At 61.8% G+C, this 18,413-nt stretch carries 19 protein-coding genes; 13 read left to right on the forward strand and 6 right to left on the reverse strand.

The features are described from left to right. Positions 1–150: 150 nt before the first annotated feature. Complete coding sequence (locus ACXYMS_RS17140) at positions 151–789, reverse strand: carbonic anhydrase (RefSeq protein ID WP_458908047.1); 639 nt, start codon at positions 787–789, stop codon at positions 151–153. 73 nt (positions 790–862) lie between these two features. Between ACXYMS_RS17140 and ACXYMS_RS17145 the strand changes: the two genes are divergently transcribed. Further along, positions 863–1,069, forward strand: coding sequence for a DUF1737 domain-containing protein (locus tag ACXYMS_RS17145; RefSeq protein ID WP_458908257.1), 207 nt, complete (start codon positions 863–865; stop codon positions 1,067–1,069). A gap of 73 nt (positions 1,070–1,142) precedes the next feature. On the opposite strand, the gene ACXYMS_RS17150 is transcribed toward ACXYMS_RS17145, so the two are convergent. Then, entirely contained in the window at positions 1,143–1,739 is a 597-nt protein-coding gene (locus tag ACXYMS_RS17150; protein WP_458908049.1) for an NUDIX domain-containing protein, read from the reverse strand. A 350-nt stretch (positions 1,740–2,089) separates the two neighbouring features. On the opposite strand from ACXYMS_RS17150, the gene sdhC reads away from it, so the two are divergent. The 6 genes from sdhC to ACXYMS_RS17180 all read left to right on the forward strand — a co-directional run bounded on the left by sdhC (position 2,090) and on the right by ACXYMS_RS17180 (position 7,191). Next, on the forward strand, positions 2,090–2,476 hold the full coding sequence (sdhC, locus tag ACXYMS_RS17155) for a succinate dehydrogenase, cytochrome b556 subunit (protein ID WP_458908050.1): 387 nt from the start codon (positions 2,090–2,092) through the stop codon (positions 2,474–2,476). Between the two features lies 1 nt (position 2,477). Further along, complete coding sequence (sdhD, locus tag ACXYMS_RS17160; protein ID WP_458908051.1) at positions 2,478–2,870, forward strand: succinate dehydrogenase, hydrophobic membrane anchor protein; 393 nt, start codon at positions 2,478–2,480, stop codon at positions 2,868–2,870. Between the two features lie 4 nt (positions 2,871–2,874). Beyond that, entirely contained in the window at positions 2,875–4,686 is a 1,812-nt protein-coding gene (gene sdhA / locus ACXYMS_RS17165) for a succinate dehydrogenase flavoprotein subunit (protein ID WP_458908052.1), read from the forward strand. 124 nt (positions 4,687–4,810) lie between these two features. After that, positions 4,811–5,101, forward strand: coding sequence for a hypothetical protein (locus ACXYMS_RS17170; RefSeq protein ID WP_458908054.1), 291 nt, complete (start codon positions 4,811–4,813; stop codon positions 5,099–5,101). Positions 5,102–5,166: 65 nt separating this feature from the next. Beyond that, positions 5,167–5,949, forward strand: a complete 783-nt coding sequence (locus ACXYMS_RS17175) for a succinate dehydrogenase iron-sulfur subunit (RefSeq protein WP_458908055.1) — start codon at positions 5,167–5,169, stop codon at positions 5,947–5,949. Between the two features lie 168 nt (positions 5,950–6,117). Next, positions 6,118–7,191 (forward strand): FecR domain-containing protein, encoded by a 1,074-nt coding sequence (locus tag ACXYMS_RS17180; RefSeq protein WP_458908056.1) that lies wholly within the window; start codon positions 6,118–6,120, stop codon positions 7,189–7,191. Positions 7,192–7,252: 61 nt separating this feature from the next. Here ACXYMS_RS17180 and ACXYMS_RS17185 read toward each other — a convergent pair whose 3' ends face one another. The 4 genes from ACXYMS_RS17185 to ACXYMS_RS17200 form a co-directional block, all read right to left on the reverse strand. Next, positions 7,253–8,341, reverse strand: a complete 1,089-nt coding sequence (locus ACXYMS_RS17185; RefSeq protein ID WP_458908057.1) for a hypothetical protein — start codon at positions 8,339–8,341, stop codon at positions 7,253–7,255. A gap of 79 nt (positions 8,342–8,420) precedes the next feature. Beyond that, positions 8,421–9,368, reverse strand: coding sequence for a DMT family transporter (locus ACXYMS_RS17190; RefSeq protein WP_458908058.1), 948 nt, complete (start codon positions 9,366–9,368; stop codon positions 8,421–8,423). A 90-nt stretch (positions 9,369–9,458) separates the two neighbouring features. Next, on the reverse strand, positions 9,459–10,388 hold the full coding sequence (locus tag ACXYMS_RS17195; protein ID WP_458908060.1) for a tyrosine recombinase XerC: 930 nt from the start codon (positions 10,386–10,388) through the stop codon (positions 9,459–9,461). A 43-nt stretch (positions 10,389–10,431) separates the two neighbouring features. Further along, positions 10,432–10,611, reverse strand: coding sequence for a hypothetical protein (locus ACXYMS_RS17200; protein ID WP_458908062.1), 180 nt, complete (start codon positions 10,609–10,611; stop codon positions 10,432–10,434). 124 nt (positions 10,612–10,735) lie between these two features. Between ACXYMS_RS17200 and ACXYMS_RS17205 the strand changes: the two genes are divergently transcribed. The 6 genes from ACXYMS_RS17205 (at position 10,736) to ACXYMS_RS17230 (ending at position 18,242) form a co-directional block, all read left to right on the forward strand. Continuing rightward, positions 10,736–12,904 carry a primosomal protein N' gene (locus tag ACXYMS_RS17205; protein ID WP_458908063.1) on the forward strand — a complete coding sequence of 723 codons (2,169 nt, stop codon included), beginning with the start codon at positions 10,736–10,738 and terminating at the stop codon, positions 12,902–12,904. Positions 12,905–13,166: 262 nt separating this feature from the next. After that, the gene (locus ACXYMS_RS17210; RefSeq protein WP_458908065.1) at positions 13,167–13,769 is read left to right on the forward strand and encodes a F0F1 ATP synthase subunit delta; all 603 of its coding nucleotides are present in this window, start codon (positions 13,167–13,169) and stop codon (positions 13,767–13,769) included. Continuing rightward, positions 13,769–15,304, forward strand: coding sequence for a F0F1 ATP synthase subunit alpha (atpA, locus tag ACXYMS_RS17215; protein WP_458908067.1), 1,536 nt, complete (start codon positions 13,769–13,771; stop codon positions 15,302–15,304). The genes ACXYMS_RS17210 and atpA overlap by 1 nt, the downstream gene beginning before the upstream one ends. A 22-nt stretch (positions 15,305–15,326) precedes the next feature. Continuing rightward, positions 15,327–16,214 (forward strand): F0F1 ATP synthase subunit gamma, encoded by an 888-nt coding sequence (locus ACXYMS_RS17220; protein ID WP_458908069.1) that lies wholly within the window; start codon positions 15,327–15,329, stop codon positions 16,212–16,214. A gap of 21 nt (positions 16,215–16,235) precedes the next feature. Further along, complete coding sequence (atpD, locus tag ACXYMS_RS17225) at positions 16,236–17,675, forward strand: F0F1 ATP synthase subunit beta (protein WP_458908071.1); 1,440 nt, start codon at positions 16,236–16,238, stop codon at positions 17,673–17,675. A gap of 144 nt (positions 17,676–17,819) precedes the next feature. After that, positions 17,820–18,242, forward strand: coding sequence for a F0F1 ATP synthase subunit epsilon (locus ACXYMS_RS17230; protein WP_458908072.1), 423 nt, complete (start codon positions 17,820–17,822; stop codon positions 18,240–18,242). The last annotated feature ends 171 nt before the right edge of the window (positions 18,243–18,413 follow it).

The following is an 18,413-nucleotide window of genomic DNA, read 5'->3' on the forward strand; positions in this document are numbered from 1 at the left end:
GCTATTCGTCCGCGCGGTGAAGCGGAGAATAAAACCGGGCTTTAGTGCTCACGATTACGTCAGCGCAGGTACAAGTTTGCGGCAAAATGCCGGTCCGGTGATCACGCGCAAGTGATCGACTTCAAGAACGCTCGTCCCGTCGTGACGAAATCAGAGCACAGGGCGGATAAAGTCGCCGTTGGCGTCCATGATCCACAATTCGCCGGTGGAAATGTCAAACCAGGCGCCGTGGACGGCCAGCTTGCCCTCGGTCTCGAGCGCGGCAACATAGGGGAAGGTGCGCAGGTTGCGGATGGAATTGCGGATGGACACCCGCTCCAGCGCGGTCTGCCGCTCCGTGGGGGTCATGAGAGTGTTCTGCCCCAGTTGGCCGGGCAGCTCGCCCAGCATGCTCATCCACTTGCCGATGAAGTCGCCGCTGTCGAGCGGTTCCAGATTGGGATCGAGCGCCGCCTTGATGCCGCCACAGCGCCCATGGCCCATCACCACGATATTGGAGATGCTGAGGCCCTTGATGGCGAATTCGATGGCTGCCGAAGTGCCGTGCTGGCCACCATCGGGCTGATAGGTCGGAACCAGATTGGCCACGTTGCGCAACACGAACAGTTCGCCCGGCCCCGAATCGAAGATCATCTCGGGCGCGGCGCGGCTGTCGCAGCAGGCAATGATCATGGTCGTCGGCTTCTGCCCGACCTCGGCCAGGTCGCGAATGCGCTCTTTCTCCCGGGAATAGCGTCCGGACATGAAATTGGCGTGGCCATCAAGCAGGTGCTGAGGAAAGCTGTGCATGATCCTTCGATTAGCTGTAAGACGCGACAAGATCAATCACCGGCACGCCACTGCCGGCACATGGGGGACTTGCATGCTGATCTACCGTTTCCTCTCGGGCGAGGATGACAGCGCCTTCTGCCACAAGGTCACCAAGGCGCTTTCGGAAGGCTGGCAGCTGCATGGCGGCCCGACCTATGCCTATGACGCGGTCTCCAAGAAGATGCGCTGCGGGCAATCCGTCACCAAGACGGTCAAGGACCAACCCTATGATCCGGACAAGAAGCTGGTGGAATACTGACCGGCCAAATGCGAAATCTGTCTGGTGGAGCGATTTCAGGTCAGGAGGCCATGAGGCCATGAGGCCATGAGGCCTATGGCGAATGGCGAATGGCGAGAGGCTCTTGCCGCAGCGCCAGGTGCTGGAGCAGGACGATCGTCTTCGCATCCATGATGCGGCCGTCGCGCGTCATGGCCAGAGCCTCGGCAAAGCCGAGTTCGACCAGCTCGATCTCCTCACCCTCCTCAACCAGCCCGCCGCCGGCATGGCGCAGGGTCGCCTGGTCATAGGTGCCGATATAGAGGCTGACCTTCTCGGTCACTGAGCCGGGGCTCATGTAAGCGTCGCACACATGACGGACGTCGCGGGGTTCGTGTCCGGTCTCTTCAAGCGCCTCGCGTGCGGCCGCAATTTCGGGCACATCGTCGTCGAGCAGGCCGGCGCAGACTTCGAGCAGGTCGGGGTGATCGCCATTGAGCATGGGCGGGTAGCGGAACTGACGCACCAGCAGCACGGTGTCGCGTGCCGGGTCGTGCAACAGCATGGCGGCGGCATTGCCATGGTCATAGACTTCGCGCGCCAAGCGCTGCACCGCGCCATCGCGGCGGCGATAGTCGATTGTGGTGCTTGTCAGCCGGCCCCAGTTCTCCGCCAGGGTCTTGGTCGAAACAATGGTCACCCTGGGGCTCATCCCGGTCTCCTCTTTGATCTCGGGCGACATAGCCCGTTGCGTCGTCCGCCGGAAGGCCCCGAGGCGGCATGGGCGGGTGGCGAAAGCTGAACAGCAGTTAAATGGCGAGTTCACGCTGGCGTGAAGTTGGTTCCACCAGAAGGCGCACGCGGCCCTGACGTCGTCAGCCAAGAACCGGCGGACGTCGAACAGTCTGTGCGCTATACGAACAAAGTGCGGAATGCGCCGAAAGTTGGGTCCCAGACCGGGTTGGGGGCTTTGATTTCGTAACCATTGGGCGCTAAAGACTCGAACCATTCCAAACTAGACGTGGCATCACGCCGCATCAGGAAAGGCCCCGGATACGCCCCATGTCGGTCAGAGCTCGCCCCACATCCCCGCATCTGCAAATCTATCGCTGGACCGTCACCATGGCGATGTCCATTTTCCACCGCGCCACCGGCATCGCCAATTATGGCGGCATGGCTCTCCTGGCGATCTGGATGGTGGCTGCCGCCAGCGGCCAGGAGGCGCTCACCGCCATCAATTACATCTATGGCAGCTGGTTCGGCCAGTTCGTGCTGTTCGGCTTCACCTGGAGCCTTGTGCACCACATGCTTGGCGGGCTCCGGCACTTCATCTGGGATTTTGCCGTGATGATGGAGCCGGGCCAGCGCGAGGCGCTTGCCTGGGCCAATCTGGCCGCCTCGGTGGTCATCACAATCCTGATCTGGACCCTCTTTGTGTGGATGGCCTGACATGCGCGACACCGTGATCACCAAGGACATCATTGCCGATCCCAAAAGCCATTACGGGGATGCGAAAGCCTCGACGCGCCATTTCCTCACCCAGCGTATCACCGGCGCGATCAACATCGTGTTCCTCGGTTTCCTGCTGTTCATCGTGGTGCGGCTGGCCGGGCAGGATCGCGCCGACATGGTCGCCGTGATCGGCCAATACTGGATCGGCCTGCCATTCGCGGTGCTGATCGGCATCGTCGCGATCCACATGCGCAATGGCATGCGCGAAACCCTGGAGGATTATCTCCACGGTTCGGTTTATCGCCTGGCCATGCTGCTCAACACGTTCTTCTGTCTGCTTGTGGCCCTGGCCGGTATCGGCGCAGTGCTCAAAATCGTCTTCTGGGGTTGATCTCATGGCTAGTTACGAACTGATCGACCACGAATTCGACGTGGTGGTGGTTGGCGCGGGCGGCGCGGGGCTGCGCGCGACGCTGGGCATGGCAGAACAGGGGTTCAACACCGCCTGCATCACCAAGGTGTTCCCGACCCGCAGCCATACCGTGGCGGCACAGGGCGGCATCGCGGCCTCGCTGCAGAACATGGGGCCGGACAGCTGGCAGTGGCATATGTACGACACCGTCAAGGGGTCGGACTGGCTGGGCGACAATGACGCCATGGAATATCTGGCGCGCGAGGCGCCGGCGGCGATCTATGAGCTGGAACATTACGGCGTGCCGTTCAGCCGTACCAATGAGGGCAAGATCTACCAGCGCCCCTTTGGCGGCCACATGACCGAGTTTGGCGATGGTCCGCCGGTGCAGCGCACCTGTGCCGCCGCCGACCGCACCGGCCACGCCATCCTGCACACGCTTTACGGGCAGAGCCTCAGGAATAACGCGCAATTCTATATCGAATATTTCGCCCTCGACCTGATCATGGGCGAGAATGGCGAATGCCAGGGCGTGATCGCCTGGAAGCTCGATGATGGCACGCTGCACCGCTTCCGCGCCAAGATGGTAGTGCTGGCGACGGGCGGCTATGGCCGCTCCTACTTCTCGGCGACCTCGGCCCATACCTGCACCGGCGACGGCAATGGCATGGTGGCGCGCGCCGGCCTGCCGTTGCAGGATATGGAATTCGTGCAGTTCCACCCCACCGGCATCTATGGCGCGGGCGTGCTGATCACCGAGGGCGCACGCGGCGAGGGCGGCTATCTCACCAATTCGGAAGGCGAGCGCTTCATGGAGCGCTATGCGCCCAACGCCAAGGACCTGGCCTCGCGCGACGTCGTTTCGCGCTGCATGACGCTCGAAATCCGCGAAGGCCGGGGCGTGGGTCCCAAGAAGGACCACATCTATCTCCACCTCGATCACCTCGACCCCAAGGTGCTGCATGAGCGCCTGCCGGGCATTACCGAATCGGCAAAGATCTTTGCCGGCGTCGATCTGACCCGCGAGCCGATCCCGGTGCTGCCAACGGTGCACTACAATATGGGCGGCATCCCGGCCAATTATCATGGCGAGGTGCTCAACCCGACCGCCGAGGATCCCAATCGCATCGTGCCGGGCCTGATGGCCGTGGGCGAGGCCGCCTGCGCCTCGGTGCATGGCGCCAATCGCCTGGGCTCGAACTCGCTGACCGACCTTGTGGTGTTTGGCCGCGCCGCGGCGCTGCGGGCCGGCAAGGTGCTGGACAAGGCGGCGCCAGTGCCCGGCATCAATGCCGCTGAGGACGAGAAGATCCTCGCCCGCTTCGATCGCCTGCGTCACGCCAATGGCTCCCAGCCGACGGCAAAGCTGCGCGACGAGATGCAGCAGACCATGCAGGCCGACGCCGCCGTGTTCCGCACCGATGCCTCGCTCAAGAACGGCGTTGCGGCGATGAGCGAAATCTACAAGCGCCTGCCCGACGTCAAGGTCACCGACCGCTCGCGGATCTGGAATTCGGACCTGGTAGAAACCCTCGAGCTCGAAAACCTCATGACCTGCGCCATCGCCACGGTGGTGTCGGCGGAGGCGCGGCACGAAAGCCGAGGCGCCCATGCCCATGAGGATTTTCCCAATCGCGATGACATTGAATGGCGCAAGCACACGCTGGCGACCGTCGATGTCGACACTGGCGGGGTGAGCCTGAGCTATCGTCCGGTCATCATCGATCCGCTGACGCCGCAGGACCAGGGCGGAATTGATCTCAAAAAGATCGCGCCCAAGGCGCGCGTCTACTAAGGCCCTGGCATGTGCCATCTCTGCGAGGAGCGCAGCTACGATACCTTTCGGCCGAGGCCCTGTGCTCCGGCCGAGGCGGACAAGCCGAGGGCGCACAAGAGCCGCCCCGATCAAGGAGCCAAAGATGGGAAAGTCATTACTGATCTTGCCGATGCTGCTGTTGGGCCTGACGCCGGTGCTGGCGGCTCCGCCGACCGGCGCGCAAAAGGATGAGTTCTACAGGGTCTGTGTCGACATTTCGCAGAACACCGAGCTTTGCGGGTGCAAGGCCGACGCGGCCATGACGCTGATCGACGAGCGGTTCATGACTGTGGTGATCAAAGCCATGAAGGGCGGCGCGACCGAACCTGGCCAGGGCGACGCCTATAACAGCTACTTGTTCAAATCGAACCAGATCTGCAAGCCGAATTACTGAACCGGCGACACGACGAAATTGCCTTGGGGTCCGTGGCCCCGATGTTGAGAAGGAAAGTGCGAAAAATGGCCGAACTGACATTGCGCAAGGCCGATCAGCCGCAAAAGGGCAAGACCTGGCCCAAGCCGGAAGGCGCGACCCGCCTGCGCGAGTTCCACGTCTATCGCTATGATCCGGACAGTACCGACAATCCGCGCATCGACACCTATTTTGTCGATCTCGACAATTGCGGGCCGATGATCCTCGATGCCCTGCTTTACATCAAGAACAATACCGACCCGACCCTGACGCTCCGGCGCTCCTGCCGCGAGGGCATTTGCGGCTCGTGCTCGATGAATATCAACGGGCTCAATACGCTGGCCTGTACCAAGGGCATGGACGACAGTTCGGGGCCGATCAAGATCTACCCGCTGCCGCATATGCCGGTGGTCAAGGACCTGGTGCCGGACCTTTCCAATTTTTACGCCCAGCACCGCGCCATCGAGCCATGGCTCAAGACCACCTCGCCCACGCCGCAAAAGGAATGGACGCAGTCGGTGGAAAGCCGCGCCAAGCTCGACGGGCTCTATGAATGTATTCTGTGCGCCTGCTGCTCGACCTCATGCCCGTCCTATTGGTGGAATGGCGAGAAATATCTGGGACCGGCGGCGCTACTGCAGGCCTATCGCTGGCTGATCGACAGCCGCGACGAGACCCAGTCCGAGCGACTTGATAATCTCGAAGACCCGTTCAAGCTCTATCGCTGCCACACCATCATGAACTGCGCCAAGGTGTGCCCCAAGGGGCTGAACCCGGCCAAGGCCATTGCCCAGATCAAGAAGATGATGGTGGAACGTAAGGCGGCGTAATTGCTGCGCCCGCTACCGGCCATGCCGACCAAAATGGGCAGTTCTTTTCCAATAATGACTTAACCATTGCAGGCGGTGTGAACGCACGCCTCCTGTCGAGAAGGAAGTTGGCAAGGAGTAAAGCGCTCCATTGATGCGTGCGAAACTAGCCGCATATGGAGGAACAGAATGTTCAGAATTCTACTTGCCGTTATGCTTGTGTGCATGGCGTCCGGCAGCGTTGTTGCCCAGGAATGGGTGGCGTCTCGCCTGCGCGGTGAGGTGCAATTGTTCGAACGGGGACAGTGGGTGCCGCTTCAGCGTGGCGACAGTGTGGACAATGGGGAGAAGGTGCGGACCGGTCCCGGAGGTCAGGTCGAATTAGTTCGCGGACAAGAATCGATATCCTTGGCGGCTTCGACTGAAGTTGAAATTCGCGATGAGGCCGGGCGCAAGATGACGAGCGTCCTGCAGCGGCACGGGGCTGTGACGATCCAGGCCGAACGCCGCAATGTGCAGCACTTCTCGGTACAAACGCCGGTATTGGCGGCCGTGGTCAAGGGCACCCAGTTCACAGTGATCTACAGCAATGGTCAGGCGCGGGTGGATGTTCGAGAAGGGGTCGTTCAGGTTCAGGATTCCGGGCATGAGACCGTGGTTGATGTGACACCGGGACAAACTGCCGAGGCGAGCCAATCGCGCCCTGTAGCAGTGTCAGGCCCGGGGGCGGACCGCACCGTCTATCTTATCGAAGGACATGCGGTTCCGGCGCCGGCCCGGGAGGCCGTGCTGAGCAATGCCATCAGTCCCGCCGAGGTTGAGCGTCTAACAAAGTCAGGCGATTTCAAAGATGTTCGAGACCTTGTGAAACAGGCCGAAAAGGCTGCCAAGGAAGCGGAAAAGGCGACCGGGGACGCTGCCAAGGCCGCCGCGAACGTTCAGAAGGACGCTGAGAAAGCTGCCAAGGAAGCGGAAAAGGATACGGAGAAAGCTGCTAAGGAAGCGGAAAAGGATACGGAGAAAGCTGCTAAGGAAGCGGAAAAGGCAGCCGAGAAAGCTGGAAAAGAGGCCGAAAAGGTTGTGAAGGAAGCTGAGAAGGAAGCCGAAAAGGTTGTGAAGGAAGCTGAGAAGGAAGCCGAAAAGGCGGAGAAAGAAGCCGAGAAGGCTGCCGAAGAAGCCGAAAAAGAGACCGAAAAGGCGGCGAAGGAAGCGGAAGAGATAATCGAGAAGGCCGAAAAGGAAGCGGAAAAGGCAAACAAATGACGCCCGATGGCAGGGGCCAAAGCAATCCCTGCGTGAGCGGATAGCCTGGCCCCTCCAGAGTTTAGCGCAGCATGATCATGCCTGCATCATACGCCCATCGACAGTCGGTGGCATCTCTGGCGATATCAATCTGGTCGAGCCTCTTACCCATTGTCTCGCCTGCAAAGCGCAGATCATCACATTCCCCGTCGTTCGCCCATTCCGAGGTATCGTCGCCGAAATTGATGGAGGGTTCGGCTACGCCCGACTTCAAGCTGGCTGTACCAGCCAGAAAGGCCGCGCGGCAGTCACTGGCATCTTTCTGGCGTTCGCTTTCTGCGGATTCAGGAACCACACCCGGGCCGAAAAAGTCGGGATCGTCGCATTCATTGTCATTGGGCCAGGTGCCGCTGTCGTCACCGAAGTTAATGCGGGCAGCCAGGGCTTCGATTACTGAGCCGGAGACCGGCGTCATCGGCGGTTCGTCCGGCGCATCCCTGGCCAGGGTGATGGTGCCGTCCTCATAGGCCTGGCGGCAGTCAGAGGCGTCACGCATGATATTGACGTTGTCCAACTCGCTGGCCATGGCCGAACCGGCAAAGCGGGGATCGTCGCATTCCTGGTCCTTGGCCCATTCCGAGGTATCGTCGCCGAAGTCGATATCGGCCGTGGTGGTGGGGTCGTTGTCGCCAATCAGGGTGATGGAGCCGGCCTCATAGGCGGTGCGGCAATCGGTGGCGTCGCGGGCGATGTCCACATCCTCGAGTTCGATGGCCATGCTGGCGCCGGCAAAGCGCGGGTCGTCACATTCCCCATCATTGGCCCAGCTGGAGGTGTCGTCGCCGAAATCAATATCTGCCGGTCGAGCGGTCACAGGCGCGGTCGCCTGGTCGTCGCCCTCATCGGGCTCCGCCAGGGTGATGGAGCCGGCTTCGAACAGCGATTGGCAATCGGTGGCGTCGCGGGCGACGTCGGCGTCCTCCAGTTCCTCCGCCATCCCGGTGCCGGCAAAACGCATGTCGTCGCATTCGCCGTCATTGGCCCATTCCGACGTGTCGTCGCCAAAATCGATCCCGGTGCTGCTGTCCTGTGCCCAGGCCGGAGCCGCAATCCCGGTCACAAGAAGCAATGCCAGGCCGGTTGCGCCCAGGCGCATGTTGATTGCACGCATCGGTCGTTCTCCCTCAACCATTGTGTCGCCCACATGGTCCCATCCTATAGCGGCTTTGTGGCGGCCAGAAGTGGGAAAGCTATGCTTCTTCGGCCCGATTGCGCGTTTCGCGCCGGGCGAAGATCCATGACCCGAACAGCACCATGGCGGTGCCGAAGGCATGGAACAGCGTAAAATCCTCGCCCAGGATCACCACGGCCAGTACGATAGTGATGACGGGACCGAAAGAGGCGGTCGAAGAGGTGGCGCGGGCGCCGATGCGGGCAATGCCGGCATTGAGCAGGAAGGAGGGCAGCACCGTGCCGAAGACACCCAGCATCAGGCCAAGATACCACACATAGGGGCTATAGCTGGCATAGGTCTGGGGGCCATCGATCACCAGGCTCTGCCCGATAGCCAGGATCGCGGCGGTGGACATGCCGATGCAGGTAAACAGTGCCGAGCCCAGGATGAGCATCTGCCGCCGCGCCAGGTGCTGGTAGAAGGCGAAGGTGATGGCTGAGCCAAGCACCAGAATAGTGCCGACGAGCAGACCCTCGGGGCGCACGCTCAGGTTCCAGGTGAAGATAACCAAGAGGCCCCCATAGCTGAGCATCATGGCGGGTACCAGGTTCCAGTTCATGCGGTCGCCGAAAAACCAGGCGCCGAACAGGAGCACGAAGAACGGATAGGTGAAAAGCACCAGTCGCTCATATTGCGCAGAGACGAAGGCGAGCCCGGAAAAATCGAGATAGCTCGAGACATAATAGCCCAGCACTCCCACAGCCATGGTGGCAAGGAGGCGAGGCGGCGTCAGCAAGGGCAGTAGCCTGGAATTGCGGCGCAGCAACGAGGCAAGGATCACCAGATAGACCGGGACGGCCACCAGCATGCGCAGGGCCAGCGTCGCCTCGGTGGAGACGCCTTCGGCAAAGGCGAGCTTGATGAAGATACCCTTGGTGGAAAACAGCGCGGCGCCGAAAAAGGCAAGGCCATAGCCGATGATATCGATCGTAGGGGGTGTCGTTACCGGATTGGATGGGGTCATCAGGTAGATCCTTCGCACGAGCTTTAGGCCCGGGCGCGGCGCATTCAAAGCCGCGATCGTGCGAAATCGTCCATTTCCAGGGGCCGTCCGTCAGCCGCGCGGATGGGCTTTGGAATAGCTTTCAAGCAGCCTTTCGGTATCGACGGCGGTATAGATCTGGGTGCTCGAGAGGCTGGCATGGCCCAGCAATTCCTGGATGGCGCGCAGGTCGCCCCCCTTGCCCAGGAGGTGGGTGGCAAAGGAGTGCCTGAGCGCGTGCGGGGTGGCCGAGGGCGGCAGGCCCAGGGCACCGCGCAGCTGGGCCATGCGCAACTGGATGAGGCGGGGCGACAGCACGCCGCCGCGCACACCGCGAAACAGGGGATCTTCGGGCCAGAGCTTGAAGGGGGCGAGGCCAAGATAGGTATCGATGGCCTGCCGGACCACGGCAATCAGGGGCACCATGCGTACCTTGCCGCCCTTGCCGGTGACCCGGAGCGTATCAGTCTCGAGATCGGCCTTGGTCAGGGACAAGGCTTCGGAAATACGCAGACCCGCACCATAGCAGAGCGAAATTACCGCCATGTCGCGGGCCGCGACCCAGGGACGGTCTTCGAGTTCATTAGTGGTGTCGATGGTGCGCCTGGCCTCTACCACCGACAGCGCCTTGGGCAGGGAGCGCGGGATTTTCGGGGTGCGAATGACATTGAGCGCCTCGGTGGCCAGGGTCCCCTCGCGTTCGAGAAAGCCGAAAAAGCTCTTCAGCGCCGAGAGCACCCGGGCCAGCGAGCGCGAGCCAAGGCTTTCGCTGCGGCGCTGGGCCATGAAGGCGCGGATGTCGGCGCCGCGCAGATCCTTGAGAAATTGCAGCGAGACCGGCCCACCCAAATGGGAGGCAAGAAAGCCCATGAACTGGCCGAGGTCACGGCCATAGGCCTCGAGCGTCCTGGGGGCGAGGCGGCGAACTGAACCCAGTTCGCGCAGCCAGGCCTCGATGCGGGCGCGGACAAACTCATCGGTGGCAAAGGCGCTGTCAGTCATGAGGGCAGTCTAGGCTGATCCGGTTAGCAATCCACCACCAGCCTCACCTGACCCAGTGTCGTTCATGCGGCGGCGCCAGGCCCAGGTCGGCGTAAAGCCGGAGTGGCACAGGCTGCGGTCGCCGACGGATGTGGGTGAGCCCGATCAGCCATTCATGAAGGCTGGCCTGGCCAGTAATTCCGGCCAGGCTGGGTTGCGCCTCAAGATGATTTCTGTCGGCCATAGCATCCTCCTCTTTGCAAGCGAGCCTGAGAACATTAGAAGAACAACATGACGGCTTATGTCAGCAGCCTATTGGCAGAATCGCTTGCAATGGCAGCGTGTGAATGCGAGCAGAACAGGCATAGATGATCGAACGTCCTGACATCGTGGCGGTAATGGTGGGGGTGGCCGTCGAGGGTCCCTATAGCTATCGCGTGCCCGAAGGGACAAGCGTGGAGCGCGGCTCTATCGTGGCGGTGCCGCTGGGGCCGCGGCTGATTCTGGGCGTGGTCTGGGGGCCGCCCAAGGACATGATCGCCCACAACAGGTTGCGCGACATCGCCCATGTCTATGATGTGCCGCCGCTGTCGGAAGAACTGCTCAGAACGGTGGAATGGGTGGCGCGCTATACGCTGACCGCACCGGGCCAGGTGCTGCGTGGCGTGCTGCGCTCGCCCGAGGCGCTCGATGCGCCAAAGCCGGTCATTGCCTATCGCCGCACGGGACAGGAGCCGGAAAAACTGACGCCGGCCCGGCTGCGGGTGCTCGATTGCCTGATGGACGACATGGCTTGGCCAAGGCCGGCGCTGATCGGGGCCAGTGGCGTCTCGATTTCGGTCATCGATGGACTCGAGCGGGCAGGCGCACTGGAAAAGCTCGAAATGGCGCCGCCGCCCGTGGTGATGCCGCCGGACCCGGATGACAATCCGGCAAGGCTCAATCCAGAGCAGCAGAAGGCACTCGACCAGATCCTGGCGCTGGATGCTCATGCCTTCGGGGTGGCGCTGCTCGATGGGGTGACCGGGGGTGGCAAGACCGAGGTGTTCTTCGAGGCGGTGGCCGATACGCTGAGGGCCGGGCGGCAGGCGCTGGTGCTTTTGCCCGAGATCGCGTTGACCAATACGTTTATCGACCGCTTTACCCGCCGCTTCGGCACGCGACCGGCCGAGTGGCATTCGGACATGACGCCGGTGCAAAGGTCGAAGGTCTGGCGCGGCGTGCTCGATGGCACTGTACGGGCGGTGGTGGGCGCGCGTTCTTCGTTGTTCCTGCCGTTTCGCGAGCTTGGACTGATGGTGCTCGATGAGGAGCATGACGGGGCCTACAAGCAGTCCGATGGCTTTACCTATCACGCCCGCGACATGGCTGTTGTGCGGGCCAATCTGGCGCAGGCGCGGGTGGTGCTGTCCTCGGCAACGCCCTCGGTTGAGTCGCGCAACAACGCCAATGCCGGACGCTATGCGCATGTGACGCTGGAAAGCCGCTTCGCAGAGGCGGCCATGCCTGATGTCACCGCCATCGACATGCGCATGGACGGACCGGAAAAGGGAGAGTGGATCGCCCCGGCCCTGGCTCGCGAAGTGTTCGCGGCACTCGACCGGGGTGAACAGGCGCTCTTGTTCCTCAACCGCCGGGGCTATGCGCCGCTGACATTATGCCGGTCCTGCGGGCATCAGTATCAATGCCCGGATTGCTCGACCTGGATGGTGGAGCATCGCTTTCGCGGCGTGCTCATGTGCCACCATTGCGGGCATAAGATGCGGACGCCCAAGGTATGTGGTGAATGCGGGGATACAGAGAGCCTGGTGGCAGTCGGGCCAGGGGTCGAGCGGGTGGCCGAGGAGGCTGCGGCACGCTTCCCTGACGCGCGACGGGTGCTGCTCTCCACCGACATGGGCAGCCATGCCCAATTGCGCGAGCGTTTCAGCGAGATAGAGCGGGGGGATTATGATCTCATCATCGGTACCCAGCTGGTATCCAAGGGACACCATTTCGAAAAGCTCTCGGTGGTGGGTGTGCTCGATGCCGATCTGGGGCTGGCGCATGGCGATCCGCGCGCGGCGGAAAAGACCTTCCAGATCTTGACGCAGGTGGCGGGCCGCGCCGGCCGTGCATCACGGCACGGCAAGGCGTTTCTCCAGACCTACCACCCTGACCACCCGGTGATGAAGGCCATGGTCAGCGGTGACCGGGAGGCTTTCTATGCGCAGGAACTGCTGGCACGCGAGGCGGGGGGCATGCCGCCTTTCGGCCGGCTGGCAGCTCTGATCATCTCCGCCAATAGCCAGCAGTCCGCCATGGCCCATGCAAGGCTACTGCTCTCGGCGGCGCCCATGGCCGAGGGGGTGCGGCTGTTCGGGCCAGCCGATGCACCCATCGCGATGATCCGGGGGCGCCATCGCGTAAGGCTGCTGGCCCAGTCGGGCAAGGATTTCGACCTCTCGGGCTATATGCGCTTCTGGCTCGGGAGCGCTGAGAAGCCCAAGGGCGACCTCAAGGTGCAAGTAGACATCGATCCGATGAGCTTCATGTGAAGCCAGTGAAGTTAGCAGGAGGGCCGGTTCCAAGCATTGGCGCTCAGCTCTCATGGCCGCCTCACCTCGAATCTGTCCACTGGACAGATTGCTCCAAGGGGTCGGCTCGACATGCGACACTTTCGCCCCATTTGAATCACACCCCCAAGCCTTGCAAGCCGCGCAAGCCATGTGCTAGAGCGAGCGCGACTTACGAGGGGTCCGGCTCGCGGCCCGTTTCCGAGCACGTCCAAGCGTTCATAACCCGCCCGGGTTCCGTTCAATGGAATCAATGAAGGGCCGGACAAAAGAGGGTGAAGCGGCATTGGCAGCGCAGAATTCAGTGCTTACCCAGATCGCGCGGCCATATGCGTCCGCGCTGTTCGATCTTGCCCAGGGCGAGAACCAATTGGCCCAGGTGGAAACCGGGCTCTCCGACATCTCCCGGCTGATCGGTGAAAGCGACGATTTTTCGCGCTATCTCCGCTCCCCGGTCATCTCGGGCGACGTCAAGGCGTCCGCCCTCGAGGCGATCCTGAACAAGGCCAAGGTCAATACGCTGCTGGCCAATTTCCTGCGCCTGGTGGCCAAGAACGGGCGCCTGTTTGCGCTCGATACCATTATTGCCGTGTTCCGCGAGCTGGCCGCTACAGCCCGCGGCGAAGCGACGGCCGACGTCACGTCGGCTGCCCCCCTGACCGATGCGCAGGCCAAGTCGCTGGCCGAGACGCTCAAGGCCAAGCTGGGCAAGACCGTGACGCTCAACCAGTTCGTTGATCCCTCGCTGATCGGTGGCCTTCAGGTGAAGGTCGGCAGCCAGATGATCGACTCATCCCTCAAGACAAAACTCGCTGCGATGAAGATCGCCATGAAAGAGGTCGGATAATGGACATCAAAGCCGCGGAAATTTCTGCGATCCTCAAGGACCAGATCAAGAATTTCGGCCAGGAAGCCCAGGTTTCCGAAGTTGGTCAGGTGCTCTCCGTCGGTGACGGTATTGCCCGCGTCTATGGTCTCGACAATGTGCAGGCCGGCGAACTGGTCGAGTTCCCCGGCGGCGTCCGGGGCATGGCGCTGAACCTTGAAACCGACAATGTCGGCGTCGTGATCTTCGGCAATGACCGCGCCATCAAGGAAGGCGACGTGGTCAAGCGGACCGGCGCCATCGTTGATACTCCCGTTGGTCCGGGCCTGCTCGGCCGCGTGGTCGATGGCCTGGGTAACCCGATCGATGGCAAGGGCCCGATTGAGCACACCGAGCGTCGCCGCGTCGACGTCAAGGCTCCAGGCATCCTGCCGCGCAAGTCGGTGCATGAGCCGATGTCGACCGGCCTCAAGGCCATCGATGCGCTGATCCCGATCGGCCGCGGCCAGCGCGAGCTGATCATTGGCGATCGGCAGACCGGCAAGTCCGCCATTATTCTCGATACCTTCCTCAACCAGAAGCCGGCGCATGACGCCGATGCTTCGGACACAGACAAGCTCTACTGCATCTACGTCGCTGTTGGGCAGAAGCGCTCGACCGTCGCCCAGTTCGTGAAGCAGCTCGAAGAAGCCGGTGCCTTGCAGTATTCAGTGGTGATCGCCGCGACTGCTTCGGAAGCCGCGCCGCTCCAGTACATCGCGCCCTTCACCGGCTGCGCCATCGGCGAGTGGTTCCGCGACAATGGCAAGCATGCCGTGATCGCCTATGACGATCTGACCAAGCAGGCGGTTGCCTATCGCCAGCTCTCGCTGCTGCTGCGCCGTCCGCCGGGCCGCGAGGCCTATCCGGGCGACGTGTTCTATCTACACAGCCGCCTCCTCGAGCGCGCCGCCAAGATGAACGAAGACCACGGTCTTGGTTCGCTCACCGCCCTGCCGGTTATCGAGACCCAGGCGAACGACGTGTCGGCCTATATTCCGACCAATGTGATCTCGATCACCGATGGCCAGATCTTCCTTGAGACCAACCTCTTCTTCCAGGGCATCCGCCCGGCCGTGAACGTGGGTCTGTCGGTGAGCCGCGTGGGCTCCTCAGCCCAGATCAAGGCGATGAAGCAGGTGGCCGGTTCGCTCAAGGGCGAGCTGTCGCAGTACCGCGAAATGGCGGCTTTCGCCCAGTTCGGCTCTGACCTTGATGCTGCAACGCAGCGTCTGCTCAACCGCGGTGCGCGCCTGACCGAGCTGCTCAAGCAGCCGCAGTTTTCGCCTCTCAAGACCGAAGAGCAGGTGGCTGTGATCTTTGCCGGCGCCAATGGCTATCTGGACAGTATCCCGGTTTCCAAGGTCAGCGATTTCGAGAAGACGGTGCTCAGCGCCATGCGCTCGAAATATTCGTCCATCCTGTCGACCATCGCCACCGAGAAGGCGCTGAGCGACGACACCCGGGCCCAGCTCAAGTCGGCTCTTGACGAGATCAAGAAGACCTACGCGGCTTAAAGCCTGAAGGAGACGACAGGCCATGCCGTCGCTAAAGGACTTAAAGAACAGGATCGACTCGGTCAGATCGACCCAGAAGATCACCAAGGCCATGCAGATGGTCGCGGCGGCCAAGCTCCGTCGCGCCCAGGAAGCTGCCGAGGCCGCGCGCCCCTATGCCGAACGCATGGGCAAGGTGCTTGCTGCACTTGGCGCGGTCTATGACGGCCAGGAAAACGCACCGGTGCTGCTCGGCGGCAACGGCAAGGACCAGGTGCATCTACTGGTGGTTGCCACCGGCGAGCGCGGCCTGGCCGGCGGTTTCAATTCCTCGATTGCCCGCCTTGCCCGTGATCATGCCCAGAAGCTGATTGCCCAGGGCAAGACGGTGAGGCTCCTCACGGTGGGCCGCAAGGGACACGATATCCTGCGCCGGCAATATCCGGACCTGATCGTGGACACGTTCAACTTCCGCGAAGTGCGCCAGGTTGGCTTTACCCAGGCCCAGCAGGTTGCCGACAAGGTGCTCTCGATGTTCGCCGCTGGCGAATTCGATGTTGCCACACTTTACTTTGCCAAGTTCGGCTCGGTGATCAGCCAGGTGCCGACGGCCCAGCAGATCATTCCGGCCAAGCTCGAAGTGCCCAAGGGCCAGGGCGATCTGGCTGCAAGCGCCGTGCCCTATGAATATGAGCCAAGCGAGGAAGCGATCGTTGAAGATCTGCTGCCGCGCAATATCTCGGTGCAGGTGCTGCGTGCCCTGCTCGAAAACTCCGCCTCGTTCTACGGTGCGCAGATGTCCGCGATGGACAATGCCACCCGCAATGCCGGCGAAATGATCAACAAGCTGCAGCTGAGCTATAACCGCCAGCGCCAGGCCCAGATCACCAAAGAACTCATCGAAATCATTTCGGGCGCGGAAGCGCTCTAACCCATCAGCGAGGACGAACAAATGGCAGAGAAGAAGGCCGGTCGCGTTTCGCAGGTCATTGGCGCCGTCGTTGACGTGGTGTTCGACGATCACCTGCCCGCCATCCTGAACGCGCTTGAAACCACCAATAATGGTCAGCGCCTGGTGCTCGAAGTAGCCCAGCATCTTGGTGAGAATGCCGTGCGCACCATCGCCATGGACACCACCGAAGGCCTCGTGCGCGGCGCCGAAGTGACTGATCTGGGCACCGCAATTTCGATTCCGGTTGGCGAAGCGACACTGGGTCGCATCATGAATGTGATCGGCGAGCCGATCGATGAGGCGGGCCCGATTGTTGGTGAAGCGATCCGCGAAATTCACCAGGAAGCTCCGAACTTTGCCGATCAGAACCCCGAAAGTGAGGTTCTGGTGACCGGCATCAAGGTGGTGGACCTGATCGCCCCTTATGCCCGTGGCGGCAAGGTTGGCCTGATGGGCGGCGCCGGCGTGGGCAAGACCGTTCTGATCCAGGAACTGATCAACAACGTCGCCAAGGCCCATGGTGGTTACTCGGTGTTCGCCGGCGTTGGTGAGCGCACTCGCGAGGGCAATGACCTCTACCACGAAATGATCGAATCGGGCGTGAACAAGGACCCCAAGGAAAATGGCGGTTCGGCTGCAGGCTCCAAGGCAGCTTTGGTGTTCGGCCAGATGAACGAGCCCCCGGGTGCGCGTGCCCGCGTGGCCCTGACCGGTCTGACGATCGCCGAGAACTTCCGCGACAAGGGTCAGGACGTGCTGTTCTTTGTGGACAACATCTTCCGCTTCACCCAGGCGGGCGCTGAAATGTCGGCGCTGCTGGGTCGCATTCCTTCCGCCGTGGGTTACCAGCCGACCCTGGCGACGGACATGGGTGCGATGCAGGAACGCATCACCACCACCAACAAGGGCTCGATTACCTCGGTGCAGGCCGTGTATGTGCCCGCTGACGACTTGACCGACCCGGCCCCGGCAACCTCGTTTGCCCACTTTGACGCCGTGACGGTGTTGAACCGTGCGATTTCGGAAAAGGGCATCTATCCTGCCGTGGATCCGCTGGCCTCAAACTCCCGCATTCTCGATCCGCACGTGGTTGGCGAGGAGCACTACCAGGTCGCTCGCGACGTGCAGGCGATCCTGCAGAAATACAAGGCGCTGCAGGACATCATCGCGATCCTGGGCATGGACGAGCTTTCTGAAGAGGACAAGCTGACCGTGGCCCGCGCCCGCAAGATCGAGCGCTTCATGAGCCAGCCCTTCGACGTGGCTGAAGTGTTTACCGGTTCGCCCGGCGTGTTCGTGTCGATCGAAGATACCATCAAGGGCTTCAAGGGCCTGGTGGCTGGCGACTATGACCACCTGCCGGAAGCCGCCTTCTATATGGTCGGTACCATCGACGATGCCGTCGCCAAGGCCCAGAAGCTGGCCGCGCAGGCTGCCTGATTTCGGTTGCGGGCCCTCGGGGTCCGCGCCATCTCGTCATGGGGCCCGGATGACAATGCGGGCTCCAATGGACAATAAAGGCCGCGCGGTCGAACCGCGAAAGTAGAGTCACTTTCGCTGACCACGCTTCAGAGGACCAAAAGAATGGCTGAAGGCCTCAAGATCGAGATTGTGTCGCCCGAGCGGCTGGTGCTGTCCGAAACCGTGGTTTCGGTCACCGTGCCGGGCACGGAAGGCTATTTCACTGTGATGGACGACCACGCGCCGTTCATGACGACGCTGAAGCCCGGCTTCATCACCGTGACCAAGGAAAGCGGCGCGACCGTCTATTTCGTCAAAGGTGGCTTTGCCGATGTGTCGCCCACCGGCCTGACCATTCTGGCCGAGCAGTCGGTGCCGTTCTCCGAGTTCGACCATGGCGACCTGCAGGCGCAGATCAAGGCCGCCGAGGAAGAACTCAATCGTGCTGCAACGCCGGAAGACAAGTCCTATGCCCAGGATGTGGTGTCGGGCCTGTTGAACCTGGCCATCGAAGCCCAGCATATCGACGGAGCCCATGTGCACTAGCGGGCTGTGTGACGCTGTTGATTGACTTTGGAGGCCGCCCATTGGGCGGCCTTCTTGCTTTTTATTTATGCAACAAGCATAACATTTGTGCAAGTCATTGATATTGCAGAGAAATTCTTCCATCTCAACCTGTGCTTAACCCTTGGGGTCCAGTGTCCACTCGGGACACAC

The organism is Devosia sp. CAU 1758 (assembly GCF_054482695.1).